This window comes from Thioalkalivibrio sulfidiphilus HL-EbGr7 (assembly GCF_000021985.1).
GTDB lineage: Bacteria > Pseudomonadota > Gammaproteobacteria > Ectothiorhodospirales > Ectothiorhodospiraceae > Thioalkalivibrio_A > Thioalkalivibrio_A sulfidiphilus.
Genome location: NC_011901.1, coordinates 1,416,911 through 1,431,339, shown reverse-complemented (window position 1 = coordinate 1,431,339; position 14,429 = coordinate 1,416,911). Strand labels below are relative to the sequence as shown.

The 14,429-nt window shown below is 64.9% G+C and carries 14 protein-coding genes and 1 tRNA gene; 5 read left to right on the top strand and 10 right to left on the bottom strand.

Annotated elements, in window-relative coordinates; genetic code table 11:
• The 5 genes from fliP to TGR7_RS06650 are packed head-to-tail and all read right to left on the bottom strand — an operon-like array spanning position 1 to position 3,182.
• Complete coding sequence (fliP, locus tag TGR7_RS06670) at positions 1 to 744, bottom strand: flagellar type III secretion system pore protein FliP (RefSeq protein ID WP_012637899.1); 744 nt, start codon at positions 742 to 744, stop codon at positions 1 to 3.
• Positions 741 to 1,193, bottom strand: a complete 453-nt coding sequence (gene fliO, locus TGR7_RS06665; protein WP_012637898.1) for a flagellar biosynthetic protein FliO — start codon at positions 1,191 to 1,193, stop codon at positions 741 to 743. The genes fliP and fliO overlap by 4 nt, the downstream gene beginning before the upstream one ends.
• A gap of 6 nt (positions 1,194 to 1,199) precedes the next feature.
• Positions 1,200 to 1,664, bottom strand: coding sequence for a flagellar motor switch protein FliN (fliN, locus tag TGR7_RS06660; protein ID WP_012637897.1), 465 nt, complete (start codon positions 1,662 to 1,664; stop codon positions 1,200 to 1,202).
• Between the two features lie 26 nt (positions 1,665 to 1,690).
• Positions 1,691 to 2,671, bottom strand: coding sequence for a flagellar motor switch protein FliM (fliM, locus tag TGR7_RS06655; protein WP_012637896.1), 981 nt, complete (start codon positions 2,669 to 2,671; stop codon positions 1,691 to 1,693).
• Positions 2,672 to 2,678: 7 nt separating this feature from the next.
• Positions 2,679 to 3,182, bottom strand: a complete 504-nt coding sequence (locus tag TGR7_RS06650; RefSeq protein ID WP_012637895.1) for a flagellar basal body-associated FliL family protein — start codon at positions 3,180 to 3,182, stop codon at positions 2,679 to 2,681.
• Between the two features lie 281 nt (positions 3,183 to 3,463).
• Here TGR7_RS06650 and ispG point away from each other — a divergent pair, with 281 nt between their 5' ends.
• A complete protein-coding gene (ispG, locus tag TGR7_RS06645) occupies positions 3,464 to 4,693 on the top strand; it encodes a flavodoxin-dependent (E)-4-hydroxy-3-methylbut-2-enyl-diphosphate synthase (RefSeq protein ID WP_012637894.1) in 1,230 nt (409 codons plus the stop codon).
• A gap of 231 nt (positions 4,694 to 4,924) precedes the next feature.
• Here the strand turns inward: ispG and TGR7_RS06640 are convergent, their stop codons facing one another.
• From TGR7_RS06640 to TGR7_RS06630, 3 genes are all read right to left on the bottom strand, one after another.
• Positions 4,925 to 5,347 carry a gamma-glutamylcyclotransferase family protein gene (locus tag TGR7_RS06640; protein WP_012637893.1) on the bottom strand — a complete coding sequence of 141 codons (423 nt, stop codon included), beginning with the start codon at positions 5,345 to 5,347 and terminating at the stop codon, positions 4,925 to 4,927.
• Between the two features lie 25 nt (positions 5,348 to 5,372).
• Positions 5,373 to 6,944: a methyl-accepting chemotaxis protein gene (locus TGR7_RS06635; RefSeq protein ID WP_012637892.1), complete on the bottom strand. Its 1,572-nt coding sequence runs from the start codon at positions 6,942 to 6,944 to the stop codon at positions 5,373 to 5,375.
• Positions 6,945 to 7,156: 212 nt separating this feature from the next.
• Positions 7,157 to 8,587, bottom strand: a complete 1,431-nt coding sequence (locus tag TGR7_RS06630; protein WP_012637891.1) for an HDOD domain-containing protein — start codon at positions 8,585 to 8,587, stop codon at positions 7,157 to 7,159.
• Between the two features lie 160 nt (positions 8,588 to 8,747).
• Between TGR7_RS06630 and motA the strand changes: the two genes are divergently transcribed.
• From motA to TGR7_RS06610, 4 genes are all read left to right on the top strand, one after another.
• A complete protein-coding gene (gene motA, locus TGR7_RS06625) occupies positions 8,748 to 9,605 on the top strand; it encodes a flagellar motor stator protein MotA (protein ID WP_012637890.1) in 858 nt (285 codons plus the stop codon).
• A gap of 6 nt (positions 9,606 to 9,611) precedes the next feature.
• The gene (gene motB / locus TGR7_RS06620; RefSeq protein ID WP_012637889.1) at positions 9,612 to 10,484 is read left to right on the top strand and encodes a flagellar motor protein MotB; all 873 of its coding nucleotides are present in this window, start codon (positions 9,612 to 9,614) and stop codon (positions 10,482 to 10,484) included.
• A 517-nt stretch (positions 10,485 to 11,001) separates the two neighbouring features.
• Positions 11,002 to 13,095: a SulP family inorganic anion transporter gene (locus TGR7_RS06615; RefSeq protein ID WP_049764720.1), complete on the top strand. Its 2,094-nt coding sequence runs from the start codon at positions 11,002 to 11,004 to the stop codon at positions 13,093 to 13,095.
• A gap of 68 nt (positions 13,096 to 13,163) precedes the next feature.
• Positions 13,164 to 13,238 (top strand) — tRNA-Val (locus TGR7_RS06610).
• Positions 13,239 to 13,670: 432 nt separating this feature from the next.
• On the opposite strand, the gene TGR7_RS06605 is transcribed toward TGR7_RS06610, so the two are convergent.
• The gene (locus TGR7_RS06605) at positions 13,671 to 14,093 is read right to left on the bottom strand and encodes a type II toxin-antitoxin system VapC family toxin (RefSeq protein WP_012637887.1); all 423 of its coding nucleotides are present in this window, start codon (positions 14,091 to 14,093) and stop codon (positions 13,671 to 13,673) included.
• Complete coding sequence (locus TGR7_RS06600; protein ID WP_012637886.1) at positions 14,090 to 14,329, bottom strand: antitoxin; 240 nt, start codon at positions 14,327 to 14,329, stop codon at positions 14,090 to 14,092. Before TGR7_RS06600 ends, TGR7_RS06605 begins: the two co-directional genes overlap by 4 nt.
• Positions 14,330 to 14,429: the final 100 nt, after the last annotated feature.

Genomic DNA, 14,429 nt, shown 5'->3' with positions numbered 1-14,429 from the left:
CTAGGTGAAGAAACTGGCGGCCAGCGTGCCCATGATCAGCGCCCAGCCGTCCACCAGCACGAACAGCATGATCTTGAAGGGCAGCGAGATGATCAGCGGCGAGAGCATCACCATACCCATGGACATGAGCACGCTGGCCACCACCAGGTCGATGATCAGGAACGGGATCAGCAGCATGAAGCCGATCTGGAAGGCGGTCTTGAGCTCACTGGTCAGGAACGAGGCCATCAGCAGGGTGAAGGGCACGTCCTCCGGGGACTCGAAACCCTCGCGGCCGCTGATGCGCGCGAACATGGCCAGATCCGATTCCCGGGTCTGGGCCAGCATGAACTGACGGATCGGCTGGCTGGCGGTCTGCACCGCCTCCTCCATGGACAGGGATTCCTCCATGTAGGGCTGGATCGCCTCCACGTGGATGCGGTCGAACACCGGGGTCATCACGAACAGGGTCAGGAACAGGGCCAGGCCGATGAGGATCTGGTTGGAGGGCGTCTGGGTGGTGCCCAGGCCCTGGCGCAGGATGGCCAGCACAATGATGATGCGGGTGAAGGAGGTCATCATGATGAGCGCCGAGGGCAGCAGGCTCAGCAGCGTCATCAGGATCAGGATCTGCAGCGTGACCGAGTAGGTCTGCGCCCCGTCGGGGGCGGTGGTCACGTTGAGCACGTCCAGGCCCTGGGCGGCCGCCGGCCCGGCGAGCAGCCACAGGGCCGCGACGCCCAGCAGAGACAGGAGCAGGTTCACGAGGACGGTCCCCGGTTCAGGGCGGCGCGCAGCCGGCTGGCGAAGGCGGATTCCGAGGTGCCCGGGGTCTTGGGCAGATCTGTGGCGATGGGTTCATCCAGCACGTGCAGGGTCTGCACCCGTCCCGGGGCCACGCCCACCAGCAACTGCTTGTCACCCACCTGCACCAGCAGCATGCGTTCCCGGGCCCCCAGGGAAATGCCGCTCACCACCCGGAACTCACTGCCCAGGCGGGACTGCACGCCGGTGATGCGGCGCATGAAGAAGGCCAGCACCACGATGGCCACCAGCACCACGATCAGGCCCACCACCAGCTGCGCCAGGTAGGCGGCGCCGCCACCGGCCAGGGGCGAGCCTGCGCCCTCGGCGAGCGCCGTGGCGGGCAGACCAAGCACGGAGACCGCCAGCAGGCGGATGAAGAAACGAGACAGGAGGGAACGTGGCAGCATCGCGGCTTACTTGAGCTTCTTGACCCGTTCGGTGGGGCTGATCACGTCGGTGAGGCGGATGCCGAACTTCTCGTTCACCACCACCACCTCGCCGTGGGCGATGAGCGTGCCGTTGACGTACACGTCCAGGGGTTCGCCGGCCAGGCGGTCCAGCTCCACCACGGAACCCTGGTTGAGCTGCAGCAGGTTGCGGATGGGCATCCGGGTCCGACCGATCTCCATGGAGATGGTCACCGGGATGTCCAGCACCACGTCCAGGTTCACGTCCTCCTGGGTGGCCGGAGCGCGGCTCTCCGAGGCCAAGGAATCAAAACTGGCCTTCTGCACCGCATCGCTCTCGGCCTTGGCGCCCTTGCCCTTGGCGGGCTTGTCCTCGGGCTTGGCCTCGGTCTCGGCCTGTTCCGCCAGTGCGGCGGCCCAGTCGTCGGCCATGGCGTCCTGATCGGTTTCCGGTTTCTTGTCGTCACTCATGACTGCTGACTCCCGCCTGTAAAATGTCAGTCCGCGCGCCGGATGCGCTCGGTCACCTTGATTGCGTTATACCCGTCCGAGACGCCGAACTTGCCGCGCAGCACCGGGATGCCCTCGGCGCGCAGCAGGACCTGCTCGGGCAGGTCGATGGGAATGATGTCACCGGGCTTCAGGCGCATGACGTCTTCAAGACTCAGGGTGGTCTCGGTGAGCATCGAGGACAGCTCCACCTCCGCCGCCTTGACCTCGTCGCGCAGGGCGCGGATCCAGCGTTCGTCCACGTCGGAACGGTCGCTCTGGATGCCCGCGTCCAGCAGTTCGCGCATGGGCTCGATCATGGAATAGGGCATGGTCACGTGCAGATCGCCGCCACCGCCGTCCAGCTCGATGTGGAAGGACGACACGCACACCACCTCGGTGGGGCTGACGATGTTGGCGAACTGGGGATTGACCTCGGAGTTGATGTACTCGAAGTCGAGGTCCATCACCGGCGCCCAGGCCTTCTTCAGGTCCGTGAAGGCCTGGTCCAGGGTCATGCGGATCACGCGCAGTTCCGTGGGGGTGAACTCGCGGCCCTCGATCTTGGCGTGGTAGCGACCGTCGCCGCCGAAGAAGTTGTCCACCAGTATGAAGACCAGCTTCGGGTCCACCACGAACAGGGCGGTGCCGCGCAGCGGCTTGATCTTGACCATGTTCAGACTGGTGGGCACAAACAGGGTGTGCACGTACTCGGAGAACTTGGTCATCTTGATGCCGCCCACGGAGATCTCCGCCGAGCGGCGCAGCAGGTTGAACAGGCTGATGCGCATCTGGCGCGCGAAGCGCTCGTTGATCATCTCCAGGGTGGGCATGCGACCGCGCACGATGCGGTCCTGGCTGGTGAAGTCGTAGCCCCGGGCCACGCCGTCGTGGGCCTGGAGTTCGGACTCGGTCTCCACGTCCCCGCTGTCTACGCCGTGCAGCAGGGCATCGATCTCTTCCTGGGATAACAGATCACTCTGGGCCATGGGCTTCCTACTGCATCACGAATGAAGTGAAGTAGACGGCCTCGATCCCCGCCTCGCCGGTACGCTCTTCGAGCACGCGGCGGATGGTGTCGAGCACCTCCTCGCGGGCCTGTTCCTTGCCCTCGCGGGTGTTGAGTTCCTCGTAGGTCTTGCCGCTCAGCAACATGATCAGGTTGTTGCGGATCACCGGCATGTGCGCGTCCACCGCGTCCATGACCTTGGGATCCCGGGCGGACATGACCACGCCCACCTGCACGTAGCGGATCCGGCCCGGTCCCTGGAAATTGACCACCAGGGCCGGTTCCAGGGATTTGTAGATGGGCGGCGGCAGCACGGCCGGACCGGCCTCGACCACTTCCCTGGGCTCACCCCCCATGAGGAAGAACAGCACGCCACCCGCGATGCCGCCGCCCAGCAGCACCGCCAGGACCACGATCAGGATCAGTTTCATCTTGCCGCCCTTGGCAGGCGGGGTCCCCACATCCAGATTGAGTTCGTCTTTCTTGGCCATGTCTTCGAGGCGCTCCTTTGAGTCAATGGTGATTAGCAATCTGCGTGCCAATGGATTAATGAAAAATATTCCCAATATATTCAGTGGATTGGAGAATATCCGCCATTGCCCTGACAGGCTTTTGACGTCCCCGGGACGCCCTGCCCGCCGGAAACCCGACGCCTGTCCGGTCCGCCCCGCATCACGGGCTCCGCCCCCGGACCACTCAGGGTCGCTGGCCGAGTCCGGCGGCAAATACGTTAGAATGCCTGCCTTTCCCAAGCCCCGCGACACCCGCCGCCATGAGCCAGACATCGTCCGTAAAGCGTCACCGCACCGTTCCCGTCCGGGTGGGCAACGTCACCGTGGGTGGCGACGCCCCCGTGATGGTGCAGTCCATGACCAACACCGATACCGCCGACGCGGTACGCACCGCCGTGCAGGTGGCGGAGCTGGCCCGGGCCGGTTCGGAGGTCGTACGCATCACGGTGAACACGGAAGAAGCGGCCGCGGCGGTGCCGGAGATCCGCGAGCGCCTGGACGCCATGGGCATCCCGGTGCCCCTGGTGGGGGATTTTCACTTCAACGGCCACAAGCTGCTGACCAGGCACCCTGCCTGCGCCGAGGCCCTGGCGAAACTGCGCATCAACCCGGGCAACGTGGGGCGTGGCGCCAAGCGCGACACCCAGTTCGCGCAGATGATCGAGATCGCCTGCCGCTACGACAAGCCGGTGCGTATCGGCGTGAACTGGGGCAGCCTGGACCAGGCCCTGCTGGCGCGTCTCCTGGACGAGAACGCCGCCCGGCCCGAGCCCCTGGCACTGGAGGAGGTCACCCGGGAGGCCCTGATCACCTCCGCCCTGGAGAGCGCCGCCCAGGCGGAGGCCATCGGCCTGCCCCACGACCGCATCGTGCTGTCCGCCAAGGTCAGCGGCGTGCAGCCCCTGATCCGGGTCTACACCGAGCTGGCCAGCCGCTGCGACTATCCTCTGCACCTGGGCCTCACCGAGGCGGGCATGGGCGTGAAGGGCATCGTCGCCTCCACCGCGGCCCTGTCCATCCTGCTGCAGCAGGGCATCGGCGACACCATCCGCATCTCGCTCACCCCCGAGCCCGGCGGCGACCGCACCCAGGAGGTGATCGTGGCCCAGGAGATCCTGCAGAGCCTGGGCCTGCGCAGCTTCCTGCCCTCGGTGGTGGCCTGCCCCGGCTGCGGACGCACCACCAGCGAGTACTTCCAGCAACTGGCCCAGGACATCCAGACCTACATCCGCCACCAGATGCCCAACTGGCGCAAGACCTATCCCGGCGTGGAGGAGATGACCGTGGCGGTGATGGGCTGCGTGGTGAACGGCCCAGGCGAGAGCAAGCACGCCAACATCGGCATCAGCCTGCCCGGCACCGGCGAGGTGCCGGTGGCACCGGTCTACGAGGACGGGGAAAAGACCGTGACCCTGAAAGGCGATCACATCGCCGAGGAATTCCAGGCCCTGGTGGATGCCTATGTGAAGCGCACGTATGGACGGGCGTAAGGCGTGAAGGGTGAGGCGTAGCCTGCAGGATGGGCGAAGCGCAGCGCGTCCATCGCGTCATTGAGAAAACAGAAATTTTGACAGGATTAACATGATTTACGGGATTGAAAAACCCGAACACTGATCGTCGGGGGGCAAAGCCTTAAATCGTGTTAATCATGTAAATCCTGTCAATTTTTCCCAGATTAACTCCGCATCTCCGCGCCTCTGCGGCAAACGCGAGATTCTCATTCACGACGGCATGACGCGGGCGTGCACGGACGGCGGCCAGCGCTCGATGGGCTCGCCCCGTGACAGCGGCCCCTGGTAGACATAGACCCAGGCCAGCAGCGACCGCCCACCGGACACCCGCTCTACCCTGACGCGACAGCGCCGGTACTCGCCGTGCGCCGGCGCCTCGGGCCGATAGCCCTCGTAGGCATCCAGCACCGGCCAGCAACGTGCCGGCGCCTTGAGCTTGAGCAAGCGCCCCGGCACCCGCCTGGCCCTGGAACCGGCCTCCAGCACCAGCCCCGGATACCAGCCCAGGCGATACAGCCGCCCCGGCACCCAGCCCTCCCCCGCATCCTCGCAGTACTGGCGCAGCACCCGGTTCACACCGGCATCCGGCGTCTCCCCCATCAAGGTGCCATAGACGAACAGATACTCCCTCACGCCTCACGCCTCACGCCTCACGGCATTATCGGCTGGCTCCGAAGCGCAGCACCAGGGCATGCAGATCCCGGGACAGACTCACCAGCCGCTCGCTGGACGCCTCGGTGCGCCCGGCGATCTCGTTGTTGTTCTCCGCCACGTCGCGGATGTTGACCACGTTGCGGTTGATCTCCTCGGCGACGGCGCTCTGCTCTTCCACGGCGGTGGCGATCTGGGCGTTCATGTCGTTGATGCGGGTCACCGCCTCGGCGATCCGATCCAGGGACTGCCCCGCCTCTTCCGCCTGCTCCACGCCCTTGCGGGCCTGGTTGCGGCTGGACTCCATCACCTGCACCGCCTGATGGGCGCCGGCCTGCAGGCGCTCGATCATCTCCTGGATGGTGTGGGTGGATTCCTGGGTCTTGCTGGCCAGCGTGCGCACCTCGTCGGCCACCACCGCGAAGCCCCGGCCCTGCTCGCCGGCCCGGGCCGCCTCGATGGCGGCGTTCAGGGCCAGCAGGTTGGTCTGCTCGGCGATACCCCGGATCACGTCCAGGATCTTGCCGATCTCGTCGCTGTCCTTCTCCAGTTTCTCGATGGCATGGGCGGTCTGCTCCACCTCAGAGGCCAGGGCCTCGATGGCCCGGGCGGTGTCGTGCACCACCGCCTTGCCCGCATGGGCCTCGTTGTCCGCCTGGCGCGCGGATTCGGCGGCGAGCGCGGTGTTGGAGGCCACCTCGTGCACCGTGGCGCTCATCTCGTTCATGGCCGTGGCCACCTGGTCGGTCTCGCCCCGCTGGCGATCGATACCCTGAACGGTCTCGTGCACGGTCCGGGAGGTCTCCTTGCCCGCCGCTTCCAGGTCCTCGGCACTCACGCTGATACGGTCAAGCACCGTGCGCAGGCGCGCCTCCAGGAAATGCAGCGCCGTTTCAAGCTGCGCGGCCTCGCCGCGCCGGCCCGTGTAGACCGCCTCCATCACCGGGTTGTCGACGATCTGCCGTGCGTGCGCGGCGACCCGGGTCACCGGGCTGAGCAGCCAGACGGCCAGGGCGGCGGACAGCACACCCGCACCGGCGAACACCCCCAGGGTGCCCGCGAGGCCCAAGCCCGTGGAGATGAGCAGGAAAGCCACCAGCAGGATCAGCAGCTGACCGGCCACCATGCGCGGGATCACGCCATGATAAAACCGCCGGGCCAGGTTCACCTTGCTCTTCCAGAGCTTCTGGTACAGGCGCTCGGCGCGGCCGATGTCCTCGCGGCGCGGGATGGCACGCACCGACTCGTAGCCGGCGATCTGGCCGTTTTCGTACACCGGGGTGACGTAGGCATCCACCCAGTAGTGATCGCCGTTCTTCGCGCGGTTCTTGACGATGCCCATCCAGGCCTTGCCGGATTTTACCGTCTTCCAGAGATCCTCGAAGGCCGCCGGCGGCATGTCCGGGTGACGCACCACGTTGTGGTTCTTGTGCAGCAGTTCCTCGCAGCTGAATCCACTCACCCGCACGAAGGTATCGTTGGCGTAGGTGATGCTCCCCTTGAGATCCGTGGAGGAGATCAGGGTCCGTCCCTGGGGAAGGGTGATTTCCTTACCGGTCACGGGCAGGTTCTTCTTCATGTGTTCTCCGCAAATAAGGCTGTTTGACCAGCCCACGGGGCTGGACATGATCAGGATTTAAGGGGTGTTGCGCGATGGCGCCCTAACAGAGTGAATCGGCCACCGATCAGGATTCTTGAATCAGGAACGCAGTATCACAGAAGGCCGGGGGAAGGGTATTGATGCGGGTCAGTCAGGTATATCCGCTCATCTGGAATTCGCAGCCATTGAACCTACAGCAGCTGCTCGATGCGCTGTCCGGCCATGCGCACCAGCAGTCTGAAGGCCTCGTAGCTGCGCGCGTCCAGTTCGCACTCGCTGCTGCGGCGGTCGGCATAGACAAGCCCCAGGGGCTTGTCCCCCACGAACAGGGACATGGCGAAAAAGCTGCGCACCCCCACCAGCTCGCGCACCCTTTCCGGAACCTGGGGCCAGGCCTTGGCCTGGTTGTCGGCCTTGAGCCAGAAGGCGGCGGGCTTGTCCATCAGACGGGCAAACAGGCCGGCCTCCGCCAGGGGCAGGTGGAAACGGTTGAACTCGGGCTCGAAGTCCGTGCCCTGGAGATGCTCACCCACCAGGTATTCCCGCTGCGCCGACAGGGCGGCGAAGGCCACGCGGTTGAGCCCCAGCCCATGGTGCAGTCCGCGCACCAGGGCCTTGAGGACCTGGGTCTTGTCCGCAGCCCCGCCACGCAGGGCCTTGAGGCAGGCGGCGAAATCGTCGGCCCGGGGGGCGAGACAGAAATGGGCACGCCAGGCCTCGTCCTGGGCGATGCACCGGCCCTGTTCGTCCAGCGCCAGCGCCTGCAGGGGCTCCAGTCCGTAATAGGCCGCATCGCCGTTGAAGCTTCCCACCACGTCGTTGATGCGCTCGACCACCCGCTTGGCGGGCTCATCCAGGAAGGCCCCGACCAGGCGCAGGTCCGCCGTCAGCATGGGATGACGCCACCCGGACAGGGCGTCCCGAGCGATCTGCGCGGACAGCATCACGCCCAGGGTGCGCAGGTGCTGTGCGTTCCGGGCACGCATGGATTCGCGCACCATCTCCGGCAGCTTCCAGTGGCGCGCCAGCACCAGCCCCAGCTCCTCCAGGCTCTCGCCCAGGGAGACATATTCCGCCTCGTGGGGCAGCACGTGGCTGTCGCCCACCAGTTCCAGGTAACGGTCGATGCGCCGATCGCCATGGGCCAGCAGAAATAGCTCTCCCAGGTTGTACATCAGGGCGGCCAGGGCCACCTCCGGGGGCGACATGTCATGGCGACTCTCGGCCCAGTCGGTGGCCAGACGCGCGGCCAGCAGAGCCTGCCCGGCACTGCGACGGTAGCGCGGCAGGCTCGCCGCATCCAGGCGCTCGTCGGCCACCGGCGCATCCGTGGCCATGCGGATCAGCGCCTGGGTGCCGAGCATGCGCACGGCGTCCTCGAGAGTGGAGACCTCATTGCGGAAATGCCGATGCGGCACGGCATTGGCCTTGTGCAACAGGCGCAGGGACAGGGCAGGATCGCCCATCACGGCGGCGGCCAGCGTCTTCACCGAGCTTCGGCTGTCGCCCGAAAGGTCTGCCACCCGGGCCGCGGTGCCCTTGAGCAGGGGGAGTTCGTCGGGACTGGCAGCCGCCGCTTCACCGGCAAGATGCGAGACAGCAGGGGTTGTCGGCTTATCCAAGGAGTCTGTTCCGTAAGCGACGGGTAACCTAAAAACCGTACCAGAGCGGTACCCGCCGTAAGTGTTTGTTGGGTATTATTGTGCCCGGCGCCGGGACACTCAAGCCGTTCCATCCGGCCTGTGTGCCCCAAACGCATTAACGACACGGGAGAGTCTGTTCGTGAATCTGATCCTTGGCGCCATCATCGTCACAGTCTCCGTTTTGGGCGGATTCATGGCCCATGGCGGAAAACTGCTGGCCATCTGGCAGCCTTTCGAAGTGGTCATCATCTGCGGTGCCGCCCTGGGCGCCTTCATCATCTCCAATTCCATGAAGACCATCATGAAGGTCTTCAAGGGCATCCCCGGCCTGCTGGGCGGACCCAAGTACAAGAAGACCCACTACCTGGACCTGCTCGCGCTGCTCTACGACCTGTTCACCAAGGCCCGCAAGGAAGGCCTGATGGGCATCGAACCGGACATCGAGGAGCCCCAGGAGAGCGCGATCTTCCAGAAGTATCCCAGCATCCTCAAGGACCATCACGTGGTGGAGTTCATCTCCGACTACATGCGCCTGGTGGTCAGCGGCAGCATGAACCCCTTCGAGCTGGACAACCTCATGGACATCGAGCTCGAGACCCATCACCACGAGGTGGGCGAACCCGCCCATGCGGTGCAGCGGGTGGCGGACGCCCTGCCCGCCTTCGGTATCGTGGCGGCGGTGCTCGGCATCGTGAACACCATGGACTCCCTGGGTGGCCCCATCGAGGAGATCGGCGGCAAGGTGGCCGCTGCCCTGGTGGGTACCTTTCTGGGTATCCTGCTGGCCTATGGCTTCGTCGGTCCCATGAGCACGGCCCTGGAACGCCGCGCCGAGGACGAGGCCAAGTTCTACGCCTGCCTGAAGGCCTGCATCCTGGCCAACGTGCAGGGCTACAGCCCCCAGGTGGCGGTGGAGTTCGGCCGCAAGACCATGGCCTCCACCCTGCGCCCCAGCTTCCAGGAACTGGAACAGCATCTGCGCGGCACCAAGGAGTGATGCGCCTTGGCGCTGGATGACAAAAAACAGCCGATCGTCGTCAAGAAGATCATCAAGAAAGGCGGCCACCACGGCGGCGCCTGGAAGATCGCCTTTGCCGACTTCGCCACCGCCATGATGGCCTTCTTTCTGCTGCTGTGGATCCTCGGCTTCACCGACGATGAGCAGAAGGCCGCCATCTCCGAGTTCTTCCAGAATCCCTCCGCGTTCATGGGCGCCAGCCCCACCCCGGCCTTCGAGGCCGGCACCGGCACCTCCCCCTCCCTGATCGACTTCGAGGGCGCCATCGACATGGCCCCCGAGCAGATGGCCGAGCTGGACGCCGAGACCATCGAGGAACTGGCGGAGCAGCAGGAAAAGGAACGCCTGGAGGCCCTGATGCAGGCCCTCGAAGAGGCCATCGAGCGCAGCCAGGCGCTTGAGCCCTTCAAGGACCAGCTGCTGCTGGACATCACCCCCGAGGGCCTGCGCATCCAGATCGTGGACAAGGAGAACCGCCCCATGTTCGACCTGGGCAGCGCCCAGCTGCGCGGTTACTCCACGGCGATCCTCCAGGAGCTGGGCGGGCTGATCAACCAGGTACCCAACAAGATCAGCATCACCGGGCACACCGACGCCCGCCCGTTCCTGCGACCCAATTACAGCAACTGGGAACTGTCCTCGGACCGGGCCAACGCCGCCCGGCGCGCCCTGGTGTCGGGCGGCATGGACGAGGCCAAGATCGGCCGGGTCGTTGGGCTGGCCTCCACGGTGCTGTTCGACAAGGCAAACCCCGAGAACCCCATCAACCGGCGCATCAGCATCATCGTCATGACCCGGGAGACCGAGGCGGCCATCCAGAAGGAAAGCGAGGCCGCGGTCTACGAACTGCGCGACTGACCCGCACCCCCGCAGGATGGGCAAAGCGCAGCGTGCCCATCGATCAATGTCAACATGATGGGCACGCTGCGCTTTGCCCATCCTACGAACCTGACCCGGTCCGGCGGGCGACCGGTCCCACCGATACAGCCTTAGATCAGATTTTGTTAATATGTGCGGCCACGATGTGCCCGGGGCATGCGCCGGGCGCTGCGCACAAGGACTCCTGCACCTCTTACAAGGACCGTTGCGCGGCGCAAGCGCGATGCCGGCACCGAGCCGCGCCCCCTGGCCAGAGAAGCCAGGCACCACGGCAGACAAGGCCCCGCAGAGGGTCGAGCGTCCACAGAACGCTGAAAGATTCACCGGCCCAGGAGCCGGTCAGACTTAGGTGCCCGTAGCGAGCCTCGCTCTCCCACCGGCGCAGTAGGTGCAACCTAAGCCCGACAGGCTCCTGGACCCGGAAACGTCCCTGGCGCGTCGCGCTTGACCCGCGATGGCCTGGGGCTGTGCAAAAGAATTCAAAATAACCAGGCGAATCCCTTCCATGATCAAGCGTATCTTTCCCTTTCTGAACTGGTTTCCACTGACCGGACCCAACGTCCGCGCCGACCTGATGGCCGGCATTGCCGTGGCCCTGGTGCTCATCCCCCAGTCCATGGCCTACGCCCAGCTGGCCGGCCTGCCCCCGGTCTACGGCCTCTACGCCGCCTTCCTGCCGGTGATCATCGCCTCCCTGTGGGGATCCTCCAACCAGCTGGCCACCGGCCCGGTAGCGGTGGTCTCCCTGCTCACCGCCGCCGCCCTGATCCCCCTGGCGGCGGAGGGTTCGTCGGAATACATCGCGCTCGCCATCGTGCTGGCCCTGCTGGTGGGCCTGATCCAGCTGACACTCGGCGTGTTCCGCATGGGTGCCCTGGTGAGCTTCATCTCCCACCCGGTGATCGTCGGCTTCACCAATGCCGCGGCGATCATCATCGGCCTGTCCCAGCTCAACAAGATCTTCGGCCTGCCCCTGGACACTGACCATGCCTTCATGGTCAACATCTGGTACATGCTGCTGCGCGTCGGCGACACCCACCTGCCCACCCTGGCCATGGGCGTGGGCGCCATCGTCGCCATGTGGGCACTGAAAAAGTACTTCCCCCGCTTCCCCGGCGTGCTGCTGGTGGTGGCGGTGGCCATCCTGATCAGCTGGGCCACCGGCTTCGAACGCAAGCTGCAGGTGCCCCTGGACGCCCTGGCGGATGCTGAGGTGCGCGAACTGGTGCGCGAGGCCAAGGACTACGACCAGCGGGCCGACCTGCTGGAGGACGAAGTACGCCAGGCAGAACAGGAACTGCGCGGCCTGGAAGGCATGGAGGCCCTGAACCTGCGTTACGACATGGACCGCACCCGCCTGGAGGCCCAGGAGGTGCGCGAGCGGGCCACCCTGCTGGAGCGCCGCCTGCGCGACCTGGAACTGCGCGCCGTACCCGGTGAGCCCACCCTCTACTACCAGCGCGAGACCGTCCCCGAGGGCGCTGAAACCCGCGGCCCCACCTGGCGCATCGCACGCAGCAGCGAGGACAGCGTGCTGCTCAACGGCGGCGGCGCCGTGGTCGGTAACGTGCCCCAGGGCCTGCCCAGCCTGAGCGTACCCAGCCTCGGCTGGAGCACCTTCACGGCCCTGATCACCTCCGCCTTCGTCATCGCCCTGGTGGGCTTCACCGAGGCCATCGCGATTGCCAAGGCCATGGCCGCCAAGACCGGCCAGCGCCTGGATCCCAACAAGGAACTGGTGGGCCAGGGCCTGGCCAACATCGTCGGCAGCGCCAGCCAGGCGTACCCCGTGAGCGGCTCCTTCTCCCGCTCGGCGGTCAACCTCACCTCGGGCGCCAAGACCGGCCTGTCCTCGGTGATCACCGGCCTGGTGGTACTGGTCACCCTGCTGTTCCTCACCCCCCTGCTCTATCACCTGCCCCAGGCGGTGCTGGCGGCCATCATCATGATGGCGGTGATCGGGCTGGTGAACTTCCACGCCGTGCACCATGCCTGGCAGGCACACAAGCACGACGGCATCGCCGCCGTCATCACCTTCATCGTCACCCTGGCCGCTGCCCCGAACCTGGATTTCGGCATCATCGCCGGCGCGGGACTGGCCATCATCCTGTTCCTGTACCGGCGCATGCATCCCCGGGTCTCCGAACTGGCGCGCTTCGAGGACGGCACCCTGCGCGACGCCCAGCTCTACGGCCTGCAGACCACCGAGAAGGTCTGCATCATGCGCTTCGATGGATCCCTGTACTTCGCCAACGTGGCCTTCTTCGAGGACGCCATTCTCAACCTGGCCGCGCGCCATCCCAACGCCCGCTACCTGGTCATCGTGGCCAAGGGCATCAACGAGATCGACGCCTCCGGCGAGGAGTCCATCCGTGGCCTCGCCCGCCGCCTGCGCGAACGCGACGTGACCCTGGTGATCGCCGGCATCAAGGCCCAGGTCCTTGACCTCATGAAGCGCACCGGCCTGTACGAAGTCATCGGCGAGAAGTACGTGTTCCGCTCCACCGACGCCTCCATCAAGGCGGTGCAGGAGTGGATCGAGGCGGAGGAAAAGGCCAGCACACCCGGTGAGGAAAAAGCGGGCGCCTGATCGGGCGCCCGCACCCTAGCGGAGGCATTGACGCAAGCCGGAACTATGGCTATGATGCAGCGCTTTCTGGGCGGTTAGCTCAGCGGTAGAGCACTGCCTTCACACGGCAGGGGTCAGTGGTTCGATCCCACTACCGCCCACCAAAAATGATGCAAAAACGGCGACTTACGGAACAATCCGAGTCGCCGTTTTTGTTTCAGCAGGACGACGCCGATGAACGTGACGCCAGCGTGACGATCATCCCCGTAGGATGGGTGAAGCGCAGCGCACCCATCTGGTTTCCATGGCCGCATGGGCACGCTTTGCTTTGCCCATCCTACAATCCATCAATCATCCCGAACCCGTAGGCTGGGCGAAGCGCAGCGCACCCATCTGGTTTCCATGGCCACATGGGCACGCTTTGCTTTGCCCATCCTACAATCCATCAAACATCCCGAACCCGTAGGATGGGTGAAGCGCAGCGCACCCATCTGGTTTCCATGGCCACATGGGCACGCTCAACTTTGCCCATCCTACAATCCATCAAACATCCCGAACCCGTAGGCTGGGTGAAGCGCAGCGCACCCATCGGGTTACTATTCACCAACCAAACCGGCAAGCCAATTTTCCACCCGTAAACCCGGTACCCGGGAAAACTCATCCGTATTAGCCGTAACCAGAACACACTCCGCAGCCAGGGCATGTGCGGCGATCAACATATCGTTGGGACCAATCGGCCGACCGGATTTCTCAAGCGCCGCTCGCAATTGTGCATATGCGCTATCGGCTGGCGCATCAAGCGGCAACACATCCATCGCCCCCAGGATTGCATCCACCTGATTTGTCAGGTGTAACGAATCCCGCTTCGCCGCCCCAAACCGCAATTCGGCGGCTACCACGATCGATGTACACACCGCCGTTTCGCCAACTGCGGCAATCTGCTTGGCCACAACGCCCTGCGGATGGCGAACCAGCTCCGAAATAACATTTGTGTCCAGCAAATAACGCGGCGAACTCATAGATCAATGTCATCCAACGCCGGCAACCCCGCATCGACATCCGGAAATTTTTCCTCGATTGGCGACAAGGTTGCCAACACGGCCAACAAACTCACTCTCCGTACGGGCTCGATAATCAAGCGATCATCCTCGCGTCGGATAATCGCCTCCTGCACATCGAATTCAAATTCCCGGGGGATCCGAATGGCCTGATTACGTCCATTACGAAACAACCTGACATGACGCTCTGTAGACATGAGAATCCTCCACCCAAAATGGCATATGCTTAGCATATGCCTCAATCCATGGAATGGCAAACCGAGCAGAGAAGGATGGGCGCAGCGCACCCATCTGGTT

Coding starts and splice junctions, on each gene's coding strand:
- TGR7_RS06605 (WP_012637887.1), bottom strand. CDS start 14,093: ATGAGTTCGCCGCGTTATTTGCTGGACACAAATGTTATTTCGGAGCTG.
- TGR7_RS06635 (WP_012637892.1), bottom strand. CDS start 6,944: ATGAAGAAGAACCTGCCCGTGACCGGTAAGGAAATCACCCTTCCCCAG.
- fliN (WP_012637897.1), bottom strand. CDS start 1,664: ATGAGTGACGACAAGAAACCGGAAACCGATCAGGACGCCATGGCCGAC.
- fliM (WP_012637896.1), bottom strand. CDS start 2,671: ATGGCCCAGAGTGATCTGTTATCCCAGGAAGAGATCGATGCCCTGCTG.
- TGR7_RS06650 (WP_012637895.1), bottom strand. CDS start 3,182: ATGGCCAAGAAAGACGAACTCAATCTGGATGTGGGGACCCCGCCTGCC.
- fliO (WP_012637898.1), bottom strand. CDS start 1,193: ATGCTGCCACGTTCCCTCCTGTCTCGTTTCTTCATCCGCCTGCTGGCG.
- ispG (WP_012637894.1), top strand. CDS start 3,464: ATGAGCCAGACATCGTCCGTAAAGCGTCACCGCACCGTTCCCGTCCGG.
- TGR7_RS06600 (WP_012637886.1), bottom strand. CDS start 14,329: ATGTCTACAGAGCGTCATGTCAGGTTGTTTCGTAATGGACGTAATCAG.